General features: G+C 64.9%; 14 protein-coding genes, 1 other RNA gene and 1 pseudogene. 8 read left to right on the top strand and 8 right to left on the bottom strand.

Features of this window, described 5'->3' with window-relative positions; all coding sequences use genetic code 11:
* The 6 genes and pseudogenes from G3N97_RS26195 to lipA form a co-directional block, all read left to right on the top strand.
* Positions 1-580, top strand: a pseudogene (locus tag G3N97_RS26195) (ATP-NAD kinase); the annotation flags it as partial.
* Between the two features lie 65 nt (positions 581-645).
* The gene (locus G3N97_RS26200) at positions 646-1,422 is read left to right on the top strand and encodes an SDR family NAD(P)-dependent oxidoreductase (RefSeq protein ID WP_205995966.1); all 777 of its coding nucleotides are present in this window, start codon (positions 646-648) and stop codon (positions 1,420-1,422) included.
* Positions 1,423-1,488: 66 nt separating this feature from the next.
* Complete coding sequence (locus G3N97_RS26205; RefSeq protein WP_205995967.1) at positions 1,489-2,466, top strand: thiamine pyrophosphate-dependent dehydrogenase E1 component subunit alpha; 978 nt, start codon at positions 1,489-1,491, stop codon at positions 2,464-2,466.
* A 56-nt stretch (positions 2,467-2,522) separates the two neighbouring features.
* The gene (locus tag G3N97_RS26210) at positions 2,523-3,527 is read left to right on the top strand and encodes an alpha-ketoacid dehydrogenase subunit beta (RefSeq protein WP_065060052.1); all 1,005 of its coding nucleotides are present in this window, start codon (positions 2,523-2,525) and stop codon (positions 3,525-3,527) included.
* A gap of 4 nt (positions 3,528-3,531) precedes the next feature.
* Positions 3,532-4,653 carry an acetoin dehydrogenase dihydrolipoyllysine-residue acetyltransferase subunit gene (locus G3N97_RS26215; RefSeq protein WP_205995968.1) on the top strand — a complete coding sequence of 374 codons (1,122 nt, stop codon included), beginning with the start codon at positions 3,532-3,534 and terminating at the stop codon, positions 4,651-4,653.
* A gap of 1 nt (position 4,654) precedes the next feature.
* Positions 4,655-5,653 carry a lipoyl synthase gene (gene lipA, locus G3N97_RS26220; protein ID WP_205995969.1) on the top strand — a complete coding sequence of 333 codons (999 nt, stop codon included), beginning with the start codon at positions 4,655-4,657 and terminating at the stop codon, positions 5,651-5,653.
* A 141-nt stretch (positions 5,654-5,794) separates the two neighbouring features.
* Here lipA and G3N97_RS26225 read toward each other — a convergent pair whose 3' ends face one another.
* The 8 genes from G3N97_RS26225 to trxA all read right to left on the bottom strand — a co-directional run bounded on the left by G3N97_RS26225 (position 5,795) and on the right by trxA (position 14,794).
* The gene (locus G3N97_RS26225) at positions 5,795-7,159 is read right to left on the bottom strand and encodes an MATE family efflux transporter (protein ID WP_205995970.1); all 1,365 of its coding nucleotides are present in this window, start codon (positions 7,157-7,159) and stop codon (positions 5,795-5,797) included.
* Between the two features lie 7 nt (positions 7,160-7,166).
* Positions 7,167-8,921, bottom strand: a complete 1,755-nt coding sequence (locus tag G3N97_RS26230; protein ID WP_065060048.1) for a UDP phosphate-alpha-4-amino-4-deoxy-L-arabinose arabinosyl transferase — start codon at positions 8,919-8,921, stop codon at positions 7,167-7,169.
* Positions 8,922-9,246: 325 nt separating this feature from the next.
* Positions 9,247-9,510 (bottom strand): type B 50S ribosomal protein L31, encoded by a 264-nt coding sequence (locus G3N97_RS26235; RefSeq protein ID WP_065060047.1) that lies wholly within the window; start codon positions 9,508-9,510, stop codon positions 9,247-9,249.
* Positions 9,511-9,665: 155 nt separating this feature from the next.
* Entirely contained in the window at positions 9,666-10,502 is an 837-nt protein-coding gene (locus G3N97_RS26240; RefSeq protein ID WP_205995971.1) for a M90 family metallopeptidase, read from the bottom strand.
* A gap of 14 nt (positions 10,503-10,516) precedes the next feature.
* Positions 10,517-12,073, bottom strand: a complete 1,557-nt coding sequence (locus tag G3N97_RS26245) for an MFS transporter (protein WP_205995972.1) — start codon at positions 12,071-12,073, stop codon at positions 10,517-10,519.
* Positions 12,070-12,735 carry a MerR family transcriptional regulator gene (locus G3N97_RS26250; protein ID WP_205995973.1) on the bottom strand — a complete coding sequence of 222 codons (666 nt, stop codon included), beginning with the start codon at positions 12,733-12,735 and terminating at the stop codon, positions 12,070-12,072. Before G3N97_RS26250 ends, G3N97_RS26245 begins: the two co-directional genes overlap by 4 nt.
* Before the next feature lie 195 nt (positions 12,736-12,930).
* Positions 12,931-14,193 carry a transcription termination factor Rho gene (gene rho / locus G3N97_RS26255; protein ID WP_027818379.1) on the bottom strand — a complete coding sequence of 421 codons (1,263 nt, stop codon included), beginning with the start codon at positions 14,191-14,193 and terminating at the stop codon, positions 12,931-12,933.
* 274 nt (positions 14,194-14,467) lie between these two features.
* Positions 14,468-14,794: a thioredoxin TrxA gene (gene trxA / locus G3N97_RS26260; RefSeq protein WP_065060043.1), complete on the bottom strand. Its 327-nt coding sequence runs from the start codon at positions 14,792-14,794 to the stop codon at positions 14,468-14,470.
* Positions 14,795-15,335: 541 nt separating this feature from the next.
* Here trxA and ffs point away from each other — a divergent pair.
* An RNA gene (gene ffs, locus G3N97_RS26265) (signal recognition particle sRNA small type) lies at positions 15,336-15,434 on the top strand.
* 297 nt (positions 15,435-15,731) lie between these two features.
* The coding region (gene dnaX / locus G3N97_RS26270; RefSeq protein ID WP_205995974.1) for a DNA polymerase III subunit gamma/tau at positions 15,732-17,501 on the top strand (1,770 nt) is incomplete at its 3' end.

The following is a 17,501-nucleotide window of genomic DNA, read 5'->3' on the forward strand; positions in this document are numbered from 1 at the left end:
TCTCGTGGCCACCGGCGCGGTGCCCGCCGAGGCCGCGCTCGCGCGCAACAAGCGGCTGGTCGCGCGTTGCGTCGAAGGACCGGCGCTGGGCCGCGAGGAAATCGCACTGGTCGATGTCTGCGTGTCGCGGCAACCGTTCGTCGGCGCGCGGGCGATTTCAGATAGTTCGGATATCGAATCGTTATTTCTGGCCTTCGCGCCGCCCGACGGCATCGGGCTCGCGTCGATCGGCGGCGCGTGGGCGCCGGTCGGACGAGATGCGGCGCACGGTCTGCACATGACGTTCGGTGATGCCAACGCCAGTGGCGAGGGCGTGCCGATACTCGCGCCGATCGCGCCGGGCCGCATCGAACGACTCAACATGCGCACCTGCCAGCGGCTCGAAGTCGGCATGGCGATGCCGCTCGACGCGGGCCACGGCACGCTCGCCTTCGACGGCGAACGCGAGATCGAACCGTCGCGCGGCGACCGCTACGAAGTGGCGCTCGACTGGGGCGGCCCCTTGACCGTCGATGTCGGGCGCACCTTGCGCTACGCGGCCTCGCATCAGTTGCTGCGCGCGGCGGCAACGCGTGCGTGAGGACGCATGCGCGCGCGAGCTTGAAGGTTTCCCTCGTCAAACCCTTAAAAACAGGAGACATCAGCATGGACGAACCCCTCAAAGGTCAGGTCGCGGTCGTCACCGGCGGCGCGCGCGGTATCGGGCGCGGCATTGCGCTCACGCTCGCGCGTGCGGGCGCCGACGTGCTGCTCGCCGATCTGCTCGACGAAGCGCTCGCACAGACCGCGAAGGAAGTGCAGGAACTCGGCCGCCGCGTGCTCACCTGCAAGGTCGACGTCACGCAGGCCGCGCAGATCGACGGGATGATTGCGCGGGCGATTTCAGAACTCGGCGGCCTCGACATCCTCGTGAACTGCGCGGGCGTGATTTCGATTCATCCGGTCGCCGAGCTATCGGAGCGCGACTGGGACTTCGTCATGGACGTCAACGCGAAGGGCACGTTTCTCGGCTGCAAGGCGGCGCTGCCGCATCTGCTGACGCAAAAGCGCGGCCGCATCATCAACGTCGCGTCGATCGCGGGCAAGGAAGGCTTTCCGAATCTCGCGCACTACAGCGCCTCGAAGTTCGCGGTGGTCGGCTTCACGAACGCGCTCGCGAAGGAAGTCGCGCGCGAGGGCATCACGGTCAACGCGATCTGTCCGGGCATCGTGCGCACCTACATGTGGGACCGGCTCTCCGACGAATGGAAGAACGAGGGCGAGAGCGTCGAGCAATCGTGGCAGCGCCATCAGCTTGCGCTGATTCCGCAAGGCCGCGCGCAAACGCCGGAGGACATGGGACGGCTCGCCCTGTTCTTCGCGACGATGGACAACGTCACCGGCCAGTCGGTGAACGTCGATGGAGGCTTCACGTTTCATTGAAGGCAATGCAGGGACGATTCAGGCACGAATCAGGCACGACCCATTGTGTTTCATCAGGAGACAACCATGTCGAATCAGTTGAACAAGGAGCAGTTGCTCACGGCGTATCGCTCGATGCGCACGATCCGCGAATTCGAGGAGCGTCTGCACGTCGAGTTCGCGACCGGCGAGATTCCGGGCTTCGTGCATCTCTATGCGGGCGAGGAGGCGTCGGCGGTCGGCGTCATGAGCCACCTGAACGACGCCGATTACGTGGCGACCACGCACCGTGGTCACGGCCATTGCATCGCCAAAGGCGTGGACGTGCGCGAGATGATGGCCGAGATCTACGGACGCGAAACCGGCTCGTGCCGCGGCAAGGGCGGCTCGATGCATATCGCCGATCTCTCGAAGGGCATGCTGGGCGCGAACGGCATCGTCGGTGCCGGCGGGCCGCTCACGTGCGGCGCGGCACTCGCGGCGAAGCAGAAGAAAACCGGCGGCGTGGGCGTGTGCTTTTTCGGCGATGGTGCATCGAATCAAGGCGTGATCTTCGAGTCGATGAATCTCGCTTCGGTGTGGCGTCTGCCGGTGATTTTCGTCGCCGAAAACAATGGCTACGCGGAAGCGACGTCATCGACGTGGTCGGTGGCCGCGGACAATATCGCCGATCGCGCCAACGGCTTCGGCATGCCCGGTGTGATCGTCGACGGATTCGACTTCTTCGCCGTTTATGAAGCGCTCGGCGAAGCCATCGCGCGGGCGCGCAACGGTGGCGGCCCGACGCTCGTCGAGATGAAACTGTCGCGCTATTTCGGCCATTTCGAAGGCGACGCGCAGACCTATCGCGCGCCCGGCGAAGTGCAGAAGCTGCGCGAGGAAAAGGATTGCCTCAAGCGCTTCGAGGAGCGCGTGGTGCGCGCGGAACTCGCCAGCACCGACGATCTGCGCAAAGTCGATTCGGAAGTGAAGGCGCTGATCGACGATGCGGTGGCCAAGGCGAAGGCCGCGCCGCTGCCCGCGCCCGAAGCGCTGCTGACCGATGTGTACGTGTCCTATCCCTGAGCGCCTGCTGCGCCGGGAACGATGATTAGTCAGGATTCCAGATCAAGGAGACGAAAATGGCACGGAAAATCACCTATTCGCAGGCGATCAATGAAGCGCTTGCACAAGAAATGACACGCGACGAAAGCGTGATCGTGATGGGCGAGGACAACGCGGGCGGCGCGGGCGCGCCCGGCGAGCAGGACGCATGGGGCGGCGTGCTCGGCGTGACGAAAGGGCTGTACGGCAAGTTTCCGGGCCGCGTGCTCGATACGCCGCTCTCCGAAGGCGGGTTTATCGGCACGGCGGTGGGCGCGGCGGCGTGCGGCCTGCGGCCGGTGGCGGAGCTGATGTTCATCGACTTCATGGGCGTGTGCTTCGACCAGATCTTCAATCAGGCGGCGAAGTTCCGCTACATGTTCGGCGGCAAGGCGGTTACGCCCGTCGTGATTCGCACGATGTGCGGCGCGGGTCTGCGCGCGGCCGCGCAGCACTCGCAGATGCTCACCTCGCTGTTCACGCATATTCCGGGGCTCAAGGTCGTGTGCCCGGCCACGCCGTATGACGCGAAGGGGCTCATGATCGCCGCGATCCGCGACAACGATCCGGTGATTTTCTGTGAGCACAAGCTGCTCTACACGATGGAAGGCGACGTGCCCGAGGAGTCGTATTCGATCCCGTTCGGCGAGGCCAATATCGTGCGCGATGGCGACGACGTGACGATCGTCACTTACGGGCGCATGGTGCATTACGCGCTCGACGCGGCGCAGAAGCTCGCGAAAGACGGCATCGAAGCGGACGTGATCGATCTGCGCACGACCTCGCCGCTCGACGAGGACACGATCCTTGAAAGCGTGAGCCGCACGGGCCGCGTGGTGGTGGTGGACGAAGCGAATCCGCGCTGCTCGATGGCCACGGATATCGCCGCGCTGGTCGCGCAGAAAGCGTTTCACGACCTGAAAGCGCCGGTCGGCATGGTCACCGCGCCGCATACGCCGGTGCCGTTCGCGGCCTCGCTCGAAGATATCTATATCCCCTCGGCGGATCAGATTGCCGCCGCCGCGCGCGCCGCAAGGAGCTGAAGTCATGCCGATTCACATGATCACGATGCCCAAATGGGGTTTGTCGATGGAGCAGGGCCAGGTGAACGGCTGGCTCAAGTCGCCCGGCGACAAAGTCTCGAAGGGCGACGAACTGCTCGACGTCGAATCCGACAAGATCGCCTCGGGCGTCGAGTGCGCGTTCGAAGGCATCTTGCGACGACAGATTGCGCAGGAGGGCGATACGCTGCCGGTGGGCGCGCTGCTCGGCGTCGTTGCAGACCAGGAAACTTCGGATGCTGAAATCGATGCGGCCGTCGCCGAATTCCAGCGCGACTTCGTGCCTGCGAAAGCGGGCGATGCCGACGCGGGGCCGCAACCGGAGAAGGCGCAGATCGGCGGCCGCACGGTGCGCTGGCTGAAGCTGGGCGAGGGCGATGGCACACCCGTGGTGCTGATCCACGGTTTCGGCGGTGATCTCAACAACTGGCTGTTCAACCACGCCGATCTCGCGACGGGACGCACCGTGTGGGCGCTCGATCTGCCGGGGCATGGCGAGTCGGGCAAGGCGGTTGAAAGCGGCGCGCTCGACGAACTCGCGCAGAGCGTGATCGATTTTCTCGACACGCAGAAGATCGAGCGCGCGCATCTGGTCGGGCATTCGCTGGGCGGCGCGGTGGCGATGGCCGTGGCTGAGCGCGCGCCTACGCGGGTCGCGTCGCTCTCGCTGATCGCGAGCGCAGGTCTCGGCGATGAAATCGATGGCGCGTATATCGAGGGCTTCGCGAGCGCAACGAACCGCAACGCGCTCAAGCCGCACGTGACGAAGCTGTTCGCCGATCCGGCGCTCGTCACGCGTCAGCTCGTCGAGGACCTCGTGAAGTACAAGCGGCTCGAAGGCGTGCAGGACGCGCTCGCGAAGATCGCGTCGCAGAGTTTCGCGGGCGGCGCGCAGCGGCGTGTGTTCCGCGACCGGCTCTCGACGCTTGCGCCGAAGGTGCTGGTGATCTGGGGCGACGCCGATCAGATCATTCCGGCGCGCCACGCGCAGGGGCTCGCGCCCACGGTGCAGGTCGAGGTGATCGCGGGCAAGGGGCATATGGTGCAGATGGAAGCCGCCGCCGAGATCAACCGGCTGCTCAAGGCTTTTTTCGACGCGGGAGGCTGAGATGGAGCACGTCGCGTCCGACATGCCGCGCGCCGGCGACACCGCGCTCGGCCAGCACGGCTTGCGCAGCCGCGAGAAGCTCGCGCGCATTCCCGTCAAGATCGTGCCAGCGGGCGAGGGCGCGGCGTTGCCCAAGCCGCCCTGGCTGCGCGCGCGCCCGATGATGAGCACGATGGTCGCCGACGTGGCGGCCGTGTTGCGCGAGCATCGTCTGCATTCGGTGTGCGAGGAGGCGATGTGCCCGAACATCGGCGAGTGCTTCGCGCAGCGCACGGCCACGTTCATGATCATGGGCGGGCTGTGTACGCGGCGCTGTCCGTTCTGCGATGTCGCGCACGGGCGGCCGGCGCCGCTCGACGAGGACGAGCCCGCGCATCTCGCGTCGGCGGTCGCGGCGCTCGGCTTGCGGCATGTGGTGATTACGTCGGTCGATCGCGACGATCTGCGTGACGGCGGCGCGGCGCATTTCGCGCGCTGCATCGCGCAGGTGCGCGAACGCGTGCCGGGCATTGGCGTCGAGGTGCTGACGCCGGATTTTCGCGGACGCATCGAGCGCGCGCTCGATGCGCTTTCCGCGGCCTGGCCCGATGTGTTCAATCACAACATCGAGACGGTGCCGTCGCTGTATCGCGCGGCGCGTCCGGGCGCGGATTATCTCGGCTCGCTGCGACTGCTGGCGCGCGCGAAGGCCGCGAGTAACGTGAGTGGGGCGCTCGTTACGAAGTCGGGGCTGATGGTCGGACTCGGCGAAACCGATGCGCAATTGCTCGAGACGATGCGCGATCTGCGCGAGCACGACGTGGAGGTGTTGACGATCGGGCAGTATCTCGCGCCTTCGCGATTTCACTTGCCGGTGCGACGTTACGTGCATCCGGACGAATTCGCGGCGCTGCGCGAGGCGGGCCTCGCGATGGGCTTTCGCGAGGTGGTGGCGGGGCCGCTGGTGCGGTCGTCGTATCACGCGGCGCAGACGGTGGAGGCGGCGCGCGGTGTGGCGTAATGCTGGCAAGTTACGCAACTAACTGCCAAGCGTGCGCGATTCTGCAACTCGGGGCGGCGGTGGTTCGACCACCGCGAGCGCTAAATGAAAACGCCGGTCTTTAACGCGATGACGTCGGCCTCGTCGCCATCATCGCTACGACTACGCCGCCTTTAAATACCGCGTGCTCACGCGCTGCAAATACACCGCGAGTCCCGCGCCCGCGATCACGAGACTGGCCGCGTTGGCGAGCCAGAAGCCGCGTGCGCCGGTCGCCCAGACGGGCAGGTTGCCGGACACATCGAAGCCGAGCGCATAGCCGCCGCCCAGCCCCACGCCCCAAAGCGCGATCGCGTAGATCACGGTCGGCACCACGGCGACCTTGTAGGCGCGCAGCGCGAAGGCGGTGGTGATCTGCAGCGCGTCGAACACGTGATACACGGTGACGATCGCGACGAGCGGCATCGCCGCAATCGCGACGGCCGGATCGGGCGTATATGCGCCGATGATCAGCGGCCGCAGCACGAACACGATCGCACCGAACACGCAGGCGATCGCGACCGCCGTCATCACGCCATGACGCGCGAGCGTGCGCGCTTCGGCGTGGCGTTCGGCGCCCAGCGCCTGCGCAACCAGCGTCGAAGTCGCCACGCCGATCGAGAGCGGCGTCATGTACAGCACCGCGCCCATGTTCCCGGCGATCTGATGTCCGGCGAGCGTCGTCGTGCCCAGGCGCGCGATGAAAATCGCCATGAAGGTGTAGGACGTCACCTCGATCAGATACGAGAGTCCCATCGGAATGCCGAGCTTGAGCAGTTCCGCCTGGCGCTTCCATTCGGGCCAGCAGAAGTGTTTGAAAATCTCGAACGGCTCGAAGACGTCCACGCGCGTGATCGCGACCGCCGCGCACAACGCGAGCGCCCAGTTGATCGACGTGCTCGCGAGCGCGCAGCCCGGACCGCCGAGCGCGGGCACGCCGAGTCCGCCGAAAATCAGCCAGGTATTGAGCGGAATCTTGACGATCAGCGCGCCCACTTGCAGGAACATCACGAGACGCGGCCGTCCCACGGCGTTGGCGAGCGAGCTGTAGATGCGAAACGCGAGCGCGGCGGGCAGGCCGAACGACAGCAGCCGCAGATAACCGATGGTGCGTTCGCGCAGCGCTTCGGGCGCGCGCGCGAGGTCGAGCAGCGGGCCCGGAAAATAGAGGATCGTGAAGCCGATCACCATCAGCACGAGTGCGAGCCAGAACGCCTGGCGCACTTCAAGGCCGATCTCGGTGTCCTTGCGCGCGCCGTAGAGCTGCGCGGTCACGGGCTGAAGCGCCGTGAGAATGCCCGTGAGACCGATGTACACCGAGACGTAGATCGACGAACCGAGGCCGAGCGCGGCGAGATCGAGCGCCGAGTAGCGGCCGACCATCGCCGTGTCGATCACGCCGAACGCGATGATCGCGAGCTGGCCGATCAGCACCGGCCAGGCGAGGCCGGCGATGCGCCGTATGTCGGCGAGGAACGTCGTCGTCACCGCGGCCTCAGTCGGGGCGCTTGCGCCAGACGTGCTTTTTGACGGGCGGCTGCGGGCGGTCGATGCGCACGTAGAGACGGAAGCGCTCGTCGCGGTCGGCGACGCGGCGGCCTTCCCAGACCAGCTTCCAGACGAAGTTCGACATCGAGCTCGGCTCGCCGTAGTCCTGGGTGTCTTGTCGCAGGATCACGTCGCAATCCTCGTCGAACGAGAAGTGCATTTTGCCGAAGTAGGCGAAAGTGGCGATCTGCGCGTCGCCGAGGCGCACGGGCGAGATGCACTGGTAATCGGCGGGCAGGTGCGCGGCGATCTGCTGCGCCACATCCTTATAGGTCCGGCTGTAGTTCACGACCGGCAGCCAGAGCGTCATCAGCAGCACCCACATCAGCGTGGTGCCGCCGCTCGACAGCACGACGCTGCGCCAGAGCACCTTCGGATGACGCGCCACGCGCCATTGCACGAGCGCGATCCAGCACAGCGTCACGGCCACGGCGCAGACGAACGAGAGAATCTTGAATTGCGGCGCGAAACCCGGCGCGAGGCGCGCGAGATTGCGTGCGAGCGGTGCCGGGAAACCCGTCATGCCCGCCAGCCACACGAGCCACACGAAGGTGCTGAGGATCGTGAAACTCAGCACCGCGAACCAGTCGATCGCATTGATCGCGCCGCGCTTGAGCGTGGGCAGCGCGAAAGCCGCGAGCACGCAGACCGCGGGCAGCACCAGCATGAACAGGCGATTGGTTTCGTGGCTCTGCACGACCACGAGGATCAGCAGCGGCACGATCACCGAAAGCGGAATCGCGATGTGCGGCGCGCGGCGCAGGCCGGCCCAGCTGACCCACGCCCAGATCGCGAGCGGCCAGGCCGGCCATGTGAACAGCGGCAGATTCTTGGCCGCGTAGCGCAGCACCGTGCCCGGCGGCCCGGCGAACGCGTTGACGTTGGTGCGCGCCCACTGGTTGAGGAACCAGACGCCGTCGTCGGGATAGATGTGCAGTGTGAGCAGCGGCCACGACAGCCCCACCACGAGCGCGACCGGCAAACCGGCCACGAGCAGCCAGCGCGAACGCGTTTCGGGCGCGACGGCGAGCATCGCGAGTGTGCCGATCAGCAGGGCGCCGACCAGCACCGGGCCGGCCGCGAGCATCACGATGCCGAGCGCGAGGCCCCACCAGAGCGCGCCCTGGATGGGTTTGTCGATGGCGCGCACCAGGCCGTAGACGAGCATCGCGATGCCGACGAACTGCATCAGCTGCGGCGTGGTTTCGTGGCCGCGCTCGGCGAGACCGAAGCAGGCGAGCAGAATCAGCACGGCGCCGTCGGCGAGCGTGCGGCCGTAGTCGCGCGGCTCGGGCTCGCCGCCGAACGCGTATTTGAACGGCTGCACTTCGGCGCGGCGGCCGAGCAGATAGGCGCTGTACCAGACGAACGCGCAGGCGAGGCAGAACAGCACGCCGGTGGCGATGCGCGAGGCGTTGCTCGCGTCGACCCACGGCGCGAACACGCGGATGCACAGCGCGCCGAGCCAGTAGCCGAGCGGACCGTTCTCGGTCACGTACTTGCCGACGAGGTTGGGCAGCAGCCAGTCGTGCGAGGTGCCGCCGGCCATGGTCCACATCACGCCGAAGCCGGCCGCATCCTCGTTCTTCCACGGATCGCGGCCGAACAGGCCGAACGACGCGAAGATGATACAGATGGTCAGCAGCAGCCAGCGCGGCAGGGCGCTGGTGGCGGAGGCGGTCAGGCGAATGGCTGGCTTCATGCAGTGCGAAGGAATTCGAGTAAGCGCAACGGTCGCGGGCGGCCGTCGCGGAGCATCCGGCATTCTAGCCGGGCAGGCTCGCGCGCGTCACGGCAAGCGACGCTTGTCAGCTGTTGCCAACGCTTGCCAGCGCAATGAAACGGTCGATGGTCGAAACCGGACCGTCACGGCGGGGCGGCGGCAGTGTGTCAGCGTAAGCTGCAACAAGCGTCGGAAAGCGTCGGAAAAATCCGGTAAGACGGCGCGGGCAACAAAAAAGGGCAGCCTGGGCTGCCCTTTTTGTACACGTCTGTGCGGGTCCGGCACGATGACCGGAGAGCGAAGCTTACTTCGCTGCCTTGCCCGTAGCGCGTGCGCCGAACTTCTTGTTGAACTTCTCGACGCGGCCGGCCGTGTCCATGATCTTCTGCGTACCCGTGTAGAACGGATGCGATTCCGACGAGACTTCGATCTTCGCGAGCGGGTAGGTCTTGCCGTTGAATTCGGCGGTTTCGCGCGTCTGGATGGTCGAGCGCGTCACGAAACGGAAATCGTTCGACACGTCGATGAACAGAACTTCGCGGTAATCCGGGTGAATGCCTTCTTTCATGATCTTTCCTAAAATCTGGCGGTAGCCAACCCACGTTGCCCGCAACACCATGTCGCGGCGCTCTTCGCGCGAGCCACTTGCCCAAGGTCGAAAAAACGCGATTATGCCAGAAAATCAGCTGGTTGGCGAATATTTGCAGGTTCGCCACAGCTTTTTCAGGCCGGCTGGCCGTCGAGCGCGCCCACCCGCGCCGGATCCTGACGGTAATAGCGCGCGAGCAGGCGGTAAAGCTCCGGATATTCGGCCTCGAAGGCCGTCGGCGTGACGAACAGCGCCTCGCTGCACACGGCGAAGAACTCCGACGGATGATCGGCCGCATAGGGATCGATCAGCGAGTCGCGCTCGAAGCGCTTCCAGCGGCGTTCCGGCACCGCATCCACCTTGTCGCAGAACTGGTCGTAGGCGTTGTCGAAGACGTCGGCCCACGCCTGCGCGTCGAGCGGCGCGTGCCAGCGCCGATAAAGGGGCGGATGACCGTCGGTTTCGCCGTTCAGCATGTCGATCTTGTGCGCGAACTCGTGGATCACGACGTTGTAGGCGTCGCTGCCGTCGGTCATCTGCGCGTCTTCCCACGAGAGGATCACCGGGCCGCCTTCCCACGCCTCGCCGCTCGCGTCGTGCTCGACTTCATGCACCACGCCGTCCTCGTCCTCCACGGTCTTGCGGATCACGAACTCGCCCGGATAGACGATCACGCCCACCCAGCCCTTGTACAGATCGAGCGAGAGATTCAGCACGGGCAGCGAGGCTTGGGCGGCGATCGCCACGGTCATCGCGTCGGTGAGTTCGAGATCGTGCGCGGTCGAGAATTCCTTCTGCGCGAGGAACAGGCTCGTGATTTCGCGCAGGCGCACGAGATCGGCGGCGTCGAGGTGGCCGAGAAAGGGCAGTCCGTCGAGCGTCGCCTGCCAGAGCGCGTCGTCGATCGCATAGGTGCGCAGCGCCTTTTCGCGGCGGCGCGCGCCGAACCAGCTGGAGAGTTTCGAAAGCATCGCGTCAGTTGTGTTCAGTCGATCTGCTTTTGCCACGCGGCGAATATCGCGCCGACGATCGCAGCGCCCATCAGATAGTAGAAGCCGTCGAGCGAACTCAGGAAGCTCGCCTGCTGCGCCACCATCCGGCTGACCTGCGCGAGCGCGAGGCCGTGCGCTTCGCCCGGCGAGCGGCCGAGCGCCTCGAAGGCATGCGTCAGCTTCGCGAACGTGTCCTGAAAGATCGGGTTGAGCGGATTCACGAATTCCACGAGTCGCGTCTGGTGCAGCGCCAGCCGATGCTGCTCGACGATGATGACCGTGGCGGTCGCGAACGATATCGTCAACTGACGGACGATGTTTTTCAAGCGGTAACCGTGTGTGAACTCGTCGATATCGAAGATGCGAAAGGTGAGATTGGCCACCGGCAGCACGATGAACAGCAGCAACAGGCCGCGCAGCAGCAGCGGCGGAATCAGCCACGTTTCGCTGACGTCGGGCGTCATCTTCGTCATCCAGAACGCCACGAAAAACGTCAGCAGGAAGCCCGGCACGATGATCCACTTCTTGTGCGTGACGAACTTCGCATACCGGAAGTAAAGAAACAGCGCGGTGGCGGAAATCAGCGAGGTGATGCCGGTGAGGCGGCCGGCGTTTTCGACCGGATAGTCGAGACCGCTCTCGAGAAAACGCGAGACCAGATAGCTGAGCACCGTGGTCATGTAGTAGTAGAACATGTACAGCAGCAGCCCGACCTGGAACGGCCGCTCGCGCAGCGCGTGCAGCCGCACGAGCGGCTTCGGATGATGCCATTGATGCCACACGAACCACGCGAGCGAGCCGATGCCCGCGAGCGTCAGCAGCGGAATTTCCGGCGACGTGGTGAAGAGTTCGAAGCGCACCTGCTGCATGGCGATCTGCAGCGCGCCCTGCGCGAACGCGAAGATGATGTACGGCCAGAAGTGCGACGCGCCGCGCTCCTCGGGCAGCACGTGGCCGGAATCGGGCAGCGCGAGCAGCGCCAGCACGGCGTAGAGCACGCCCGCCGGCGCGGAAAAGGCGAACAGCGCGCGCCAGTCGAAATACGACACCAGATAGCCGCCGACGAGCGGCGCGAGCGCGCTCGACAGCACGATCAGAATCAGGAACGCGCGCGTGGCGACGGGGCGCTGCTGCGGCGTGAAACTGATCTGGATGAGGATGCGGCAGGTGCCCATCATCGGGCCGATGAAGTAGCCCTGGAAGCCGCGCGCGAAAGCCAGTTCGATCGACGATTCGCACAGCGCCGCCGCTACCGACCCTGCGGCATAGAGCAGCAGACAGCCGCCCACGTAGCGCCGGTAGCCGACGCGCTCGACCCACCATTGCTGCTGCAGGATGCCGAGCACCGCGCACACGGCATAACTGCTCGACGACCAGACGAGCTCGTCGGGCGAGGCGTTGATGCCGCCCGCGATGTAGCTCGTGAAGAACGAAAAGATCGCGTTGTCGTAATAGTCGAGTCCGGTCGCGACAGCGAGGACCCAAGGGAAGAAGTCGCCGCGCAGGCGGGCGGCGCTGAAGATCGGTTCGCGGGTGGAGGAGGCGCTCATGCGCGTTCGCCTCCGTCTTCGTCGTCGGACTGCTTTTGCGTGCGCTTCTGCGCGCGTTTTTTCGCGCCCTTGGTGGCGCGCGCATGGCCGGGTTTATTCGCGGATTTGAGCGCGGCGGCCGCGGGTGCCTGGGCGAGCGGTGGTGCGCTGCGTTCGGCGTCTTTGCGTCGGCGCGAGGCGGCCAGACGTTCGCCGATCAGCGCTTCGGACGGCTCGCCCGCGAGGCGTCGCTTCAGATAGTCGAGATCGTCGGCGAGTTCGGCGCGCACGCTTTGCGCTTCCTTCAACTCGCGTCGCACGGCGCCGATGCGCGCATCGAGCGTGTCGATCTGCTGCGCAAGCGCGTCGGCGATCTGTTGCAGCGATTCGTGCGAGTAGCGCCGCCGCCCGTCGCCGACCGATTCCAGCGGACGCTTGAGCATTTCGGTGATGCCGTGCAACGAAAAGCCGAGCGCACGCAAGCGCAGAATGCGCGCGAATTGTTCGAGATCGTGTTCGTCGTAGAGGCGGTAGCGGCCTTCGCTACGCGTCGGGGTAACGAGCCCGCGTTCCTCGTAGTATTTGAGCGTGCGTGGCGTGACGTTCAGCCGCAAGGCGGCGTCGCGCACGGTGAGGAGCGGGTTGGCGTCCGGAGCAGGGTCCGGTCTGGCGGGTCTGGACATCGGTGGCCGGCCGGGCAGGCGGCAGTGAATACAGACCAGGAATTATAGTTCAACGTGAACGTTCACGTACAGGTTGTGCCTCCCCGTATCCGCAACGGTTTATTGTGTGAAATCAGCGCACTAACGCGTCCGAAAATGAAAAACGCCCGCTAGGAGCGGGCGTTTCAGATGCTGCAGCGAGCGGGGCGCGAGGCCTTAGCCGCCGCGGCGCATCATGTCGAAGAACTCGGAGTTGTTCTTCGTCTGGCGAATCTTGTCGAGCAGGAATTCCATGGCTTCGACTTCGTCCATGTCGTGGATGAACTTGCGCAGCACCCAGATCTTCTGGAGGATGTCCGGCTTGATCAGCAACTCTTCGCGACGCGTGCCCGACTTGTTCAGGTTGATCGACGGGTAGACGCGCTTTTCCGCGAGACGGCGCTCGAGGTGCACTTCCATGTTGCCCGTGCCCTTGAACTCTTCGTAGATCACGTCGTCCATGCGGCTGCCGGTTTCGATCAGCGCGGTGCCGATGATCGTGAGCGAACCGCCTTCTTCGATGTTACGTGCCGCACCGAAGAAACGCTTCGGACGTTGCAGCGCGTTGGCGTCCACACCGCCGGTCAGCACCTTGCCCGAAGCCGGCACGACCGTGTTGTAGGCGCGCGCGAGACGCGTGATGGAGTCGAGCAGAATCACGACGTCGTGCTTCATTTCGACGAGACGCTTGGCCTTTTCGATCACCATTTCGGCGACCTGCACGTGACGCGCGGCCGGTTCGTCGAACGTCGAGGCGATCACTTCGCCTGCGACCGAACGTTGCATTTCCGTCACTTCTTCCGGACGCTCGTCGATCAGCAGCACGAACAGGACCACGTCGGGGTGGTTCTGCTTGATGGCGTGCGCGATGTGCTGAAGCATCACGGTCTTGCCGGACTTGGGCGAAGCGACCAGCAGGCCGCGCTGACCCTTGCCGATAGGCGCGATCATGTCGATGATGCGGCCCGTCACGTTCTCCTCACCGCGCATTTCGCGCTCGAGCAGCAGCACCTTGTTCGGGTGCAGCGGCGTGAGGTTCTCGAACATGATCTTGTGCTTCGAGGCTTCCGGCGGCTGGCCGTTGACCTTGTCCACCTTCACGAGCGCGAAATAGCGTTCGCCGTCCTTCGGCGTACGCACTTCACCTTCGATCGTGTCGCCGGTGTGCAGATTGAAGCGGCGGATCTGCGACGGGCTGATATAGATATCGTCCGTGCTGGCGAGATACGAGGTTTCTGGCGAGCGCAGGAAGCCGAATCCGTCCGGCAGCACTTCAAGCGTGCCGTCACCGAAGATCGTTTCGCCCGTCTTGGCGCGCTTTTTGAGAATCGCGAACATCAGTTCCTGCTTGCGCAGGCGGTTCGCATTTTCGATCTCGAGGCCATTGGCCATCTCGATCAATTCGGACACGTGCAGAGACTTGAGCTCGGAAAGATGCATACGGAGAACCCGTCGGGGAGGATGCGACGAAAAGAAGTCAGGGGGAAAAGAACGAGCGGAACCGCTCAAGGACTTATATGGGGCGCCGGATACGACGCTTTATGAATTCTAGCATAGCACACGCCAGAAACCGCCAGTGAAGCCCTGCGGCATGTTTCGGCATGTTTTTAACGGGCATGTTGTCGGCTGACAACATGCCCGTGACCGGCCTGATGCGCCTTGCAGCGCTGCCGCGGCTGCCGTGAGGGCAGGGCGCGCGGCGGCCGGAACGCTTTTACAGGTGGCTGTCCAGGAACGCGGTGAGCTGCGACTTCGACAATGCGCCGACCTTCTGCGCCGCGACGGCGCCGTTCTTGAAGAGGATCAGCGTCGGGATGCCGCGCACGCCGAACTTCACCGGCGTCGACTGATGTTCGTCGACGTTGATCTTCGCGACTTGCAGACGATCGCTGTAGTCCTTCGCGACTTCGTCGAGAATCGGCGCGATCATCTTGCAGGGGCCGCACCATTCGGCCCAGAAGTCCAGCAAGACGGGCTTATCGGATTTAACGACGTCCTGTTCGAACGATGCGTCGCTGATGTGCTTGATTTGTTCGCTCATTGTATGAATACCTCTTTCGGATCGAGGCTGATTGAATTGCTCGCCACGATACACCAAAAACCAGAATATATCCGGCGATGCCCAAGCGTTGCCGGGCGGGACCGGATCGAGTCGCCAAGGCTGTCCTGACGACGATCGACGCCAGTGTAGCCTAAATCCCTATGCGTTGCCGACGGTGATAGTACGCAGGTCGGCAGCAGGGTTTCCCACATTTTTCCCTTCATTTCGTGCGTCGCGTGCACAGATTACGTGCAACGGGGCGCACAGGCTTATGCCGATTTTCCGTGTGCCGCGCAGCGTGACTGCGTGCTGCCGCACTGTAATGCAATGCAAGCGTGGGGAACCCGACATATCGCACAATTCCGATATGGTGTCGTGGCGCGGGTTTGCAAGGACTCTGCCTGAGGGCTGCATGAATTCCCTGGAAGGGCGGCGGGAAGGGCGTTACAGCAGGTCTCCCGCTGGCGTTCGGCGGCGCTGCGCAAAGAGTTTTGCAGTGCGGCATTCTCAATTCGGGTCCAGCGATGTTAGAATGCTTCGTGACGGGCCTCCTCGCATGGTGGGGCGGTCAACCTGGTCAGGTCGGGAACGAAGCAGCCACAGCCGTTTTCCGCCAGTGCCGAGGGTCAGGCTCGTCACCTTCGCTTTTTCTTCTTGCGCCTCGCGCGCATCTTGCAGCATCTCCTCGCAGTTTCTCCGTCGGTCTTCTCTGGTTTTTCTATTGCGTCAGCTTGCTCGCGTAGCATTTGGCTTCCGCGCGTTCATCCGCGTTTGTCTTTCGCGTCATACCCGTTTGCACCTGTGTCGAGCCGTATTACGCGCGCTTTCGCGCCCGTTGCGACGGACGCGAGCGATCCCGTCCCGCACGCCCGCACACAAGGCGTTCGGCGCCTTCCGATTCATCGGAGCGCGCGGGCGTTGCTGATACAATTTCCGGATGACCTATCAAGTTCTCGCACGCAAGTGGCGACCGAAGGATTTCGCTTCGCTCGTCGGACAGGAGCACGTGGTGCGCGCGCTCACGCATGCGCTCGACGGCGGGCGTCTCCATCACGCGTACCTCTTCACGGGCACGCGCGGCGTGGGCAAGACGACGCTCTCGCGCATCTTCGCCAAGGCGCTCAATTGCGAGACCGGCGTGACGTCCAAGCCGTGCGGCGTGTGTCGCGCGTGCCGGGAAATCGACGAAGGGCGCTTTGTCGATTACGTTGAAATGGATGCGGCGAGTAATCGCGGCGTCGACGAAATGGCTGCGCTGCTCGAGCGCGCCGTCTACGCGCCGGTCGATGCGCGCTTCAAGGTCTATATGATCGACGAAGTGCACATGCTCACGAACCACGCCTTCAACGCGATGCTGAAGACGCTGGAAGAGCCGCCGCCGCACGTGAAGTTCATTCTCGCGACGACCGATCCGCAAAAGATTCCGGTCACCGTGCTCTCGCGCTGCCTGCAGTTCAATCTGAAGCAGATGCCGGCCGGCAATATTGTCGAGCATCTGACGCATATTCTCGGCGAAGAAAAAGTCGAGTTCGAGCCGCAGGCGCTGCGTCTGCTCGCACGCTCCGCCGACGGTTCGATGCGCGACGCGCTCTCGCTGACCGATCAGGCGATCGCGTATTCGGCCAATCAGGTGACGGAAGAGGCCGTGCGCGGCATGCTCGGCGCGCTCGATCAGAGCTATCTGATTCGCCTGATCGACGCGCTGGTGGCCGGCGACGGCCCCAATGTGCTGGCGATCGCCGACGAAATGGCGCTGCGCAGCCTGTCGTTCTCGACGGCGCTGCAGGATCTCGCGAGTCTGTTCCATCGCATCGGCTGGGCGCAGTTCGCGCCGGCTTCGGTGCTCGACGAATGGCCCGAGGCCGACGATGTGCGCCGCTTCGCGCAGGCGCTGAATCCGGAGCAGGTCCAGCTTTATTACCAGATCGCCACGCTGGGTCGCAGCGAACTGGGTCTCGCGCCCGACGAGTACGCGGGCTTCACGATGGCGCTGCTGCGCATGCTGGCGTTCGAGCCTTCGGTGAGCGCGGGGAGTGTCGGTAGCGCGCCGGCGTCGAAGCCGGCTGCGGTAGGTGTCGCGAGTGCGCGTGCATCGGCTCCGGCTGTGAACGCCGCGCCGGTATCGCGTGCCGATACGCAGCCGCAGATTGCCGCGCCCGTTGCTGCGCCGCGCGCGAGTGTGCCGGTTACGCCGGTTATTACGTCGGTCGCGCCGGTTACGCCGAGCGTCGTTGCGCCGGAGCCCGCGCCTGTTGCGGCAGCGAAGCCGGTGGAATCCGCGCCTGCTGAACCCTCGAAGTTTGAAGCGAGTGCCGCGCAGCCGCGCGTCGTGCCGCCGTGGGAAGACGAAGCGACCGCAGCTCCGGTTCAGGCCGAAGTCGCCGCCGCGCCGGTCGAAGTCGTCAGCACGGAAGCCGTGGCGGAGTCGCCGGTTGCATCGCCGGAACCGGCTTCGATCGAAGCCGCCAGCGCGAAACCGGCGGACGAACCCGTCGCAGCGGCTGAGCCTGTTGCCGCCGAACCCGCGCCCGCGCCTGTGCCTGCCCAAACGCAGCAAGCGTCCGACGACCCGTTCGAATCGCCCGCTGCATCGGCGGGCGGACGCAGCGGCGCGAGCGCCGCGCTCGATCTGCTGCGCAACAAGGGCTTGCGTGTCTCGACGGATCGTTCCGCCGCGCGCACGCCGGCCGGCGCCGCTGCGCCTGCC

The sequence above is a fragment of the Paraburkholderia sp. Ac-20347 genome, from assembly GCF_017104805.1.
Classification (GTDB): Bacteria; Pseudomonadota; Gammaproteobacteria; order Burkholderiales; family Burkholderiaceae; genus Paraburkholderia; species Paraburkholderia tropica.

Coding starts and splice junctions, on each gene's coding strand:
- G3N97_RS26245 (WP_205995972.1), bottom strand. CDS start 12,073: ATGAGCGCCTCCTCCACCCGCGAACCGATCTTCAGCGCCGCCCGCCTG.
- lipA (WP_205995969.1), top strand. CDS start 4,655: ATGGAGCACGTCGCGTCCGACATGCCGCGCGCCGGCGACACCGCGCTC.
- G3N97_RS26230 (WP_065060048.1), bottom strand. CDS start 8,921: ATGAAGCCAGCCATTCGCCTGACCGCCTCCGCCACCAGCGCCCTGCCG.
- G3N97_RS26205 (WP_205995967.1), top strand. CDS start 1,489: ATGTCGAATCAGTTGAACAAGGAGCAGTTGCTCACGGCGTATCGCTCG.
- G3N97_RS26200 (WP_205995966.1), top strand. CDS start 646: ATGGACGAACCCCTCAAAGGTCAGGTCGCGGTCGTCACCGGCGGCGCG.
- G3N97_RS26240 (WP_205995971.1), bottom strand. CDS start 10,502: ATGCTTTCGAAACTCTCCAGCTGGTTCGGCGCGCGCCGCCGCGAAAAG.
- trxA (WP_065060043.1), bottom strand. CDS start 14,794: ATGAGCGAACAAATCAAGCACATCAGCGACGCATCGTTCGAACAGGAC.
- G3N97_RS26210 (WP_065060052.1), top strand. CDS start 2,523: ATGGCACGGAAAATCACCTATTCGCAGGCGATCAATGAAGCGCTTGCA.
- rho (WP_027818379.1), bottom strand. CDS start 14,193: ATGCATCTTTCCGAGCTCAAGTCTCTGCACGTGTCCGAATTGATCGAG.
- G3N97_RS26215 (WP_205995968.1), top strand. CDS start 3,532: ATGCCGATTCACATGATCACGATGCCCAAATGGGGTTTGTCGATGGAG.
- G3N97_RS26235 (WP_065060047.1), bottom strand. CDS start 9,510: ATGAAAGAAGGCATTCACCCGGATTACCGCGAAGTTCTGTTCATCGAC.
- G3N97_RS26250 (WP_205995973.1), bottom strand. CDS start 12,735: ATGTCCAGACCCGCCAGACCGGACCCTGCTCCGGACGCCAACCCGCTC.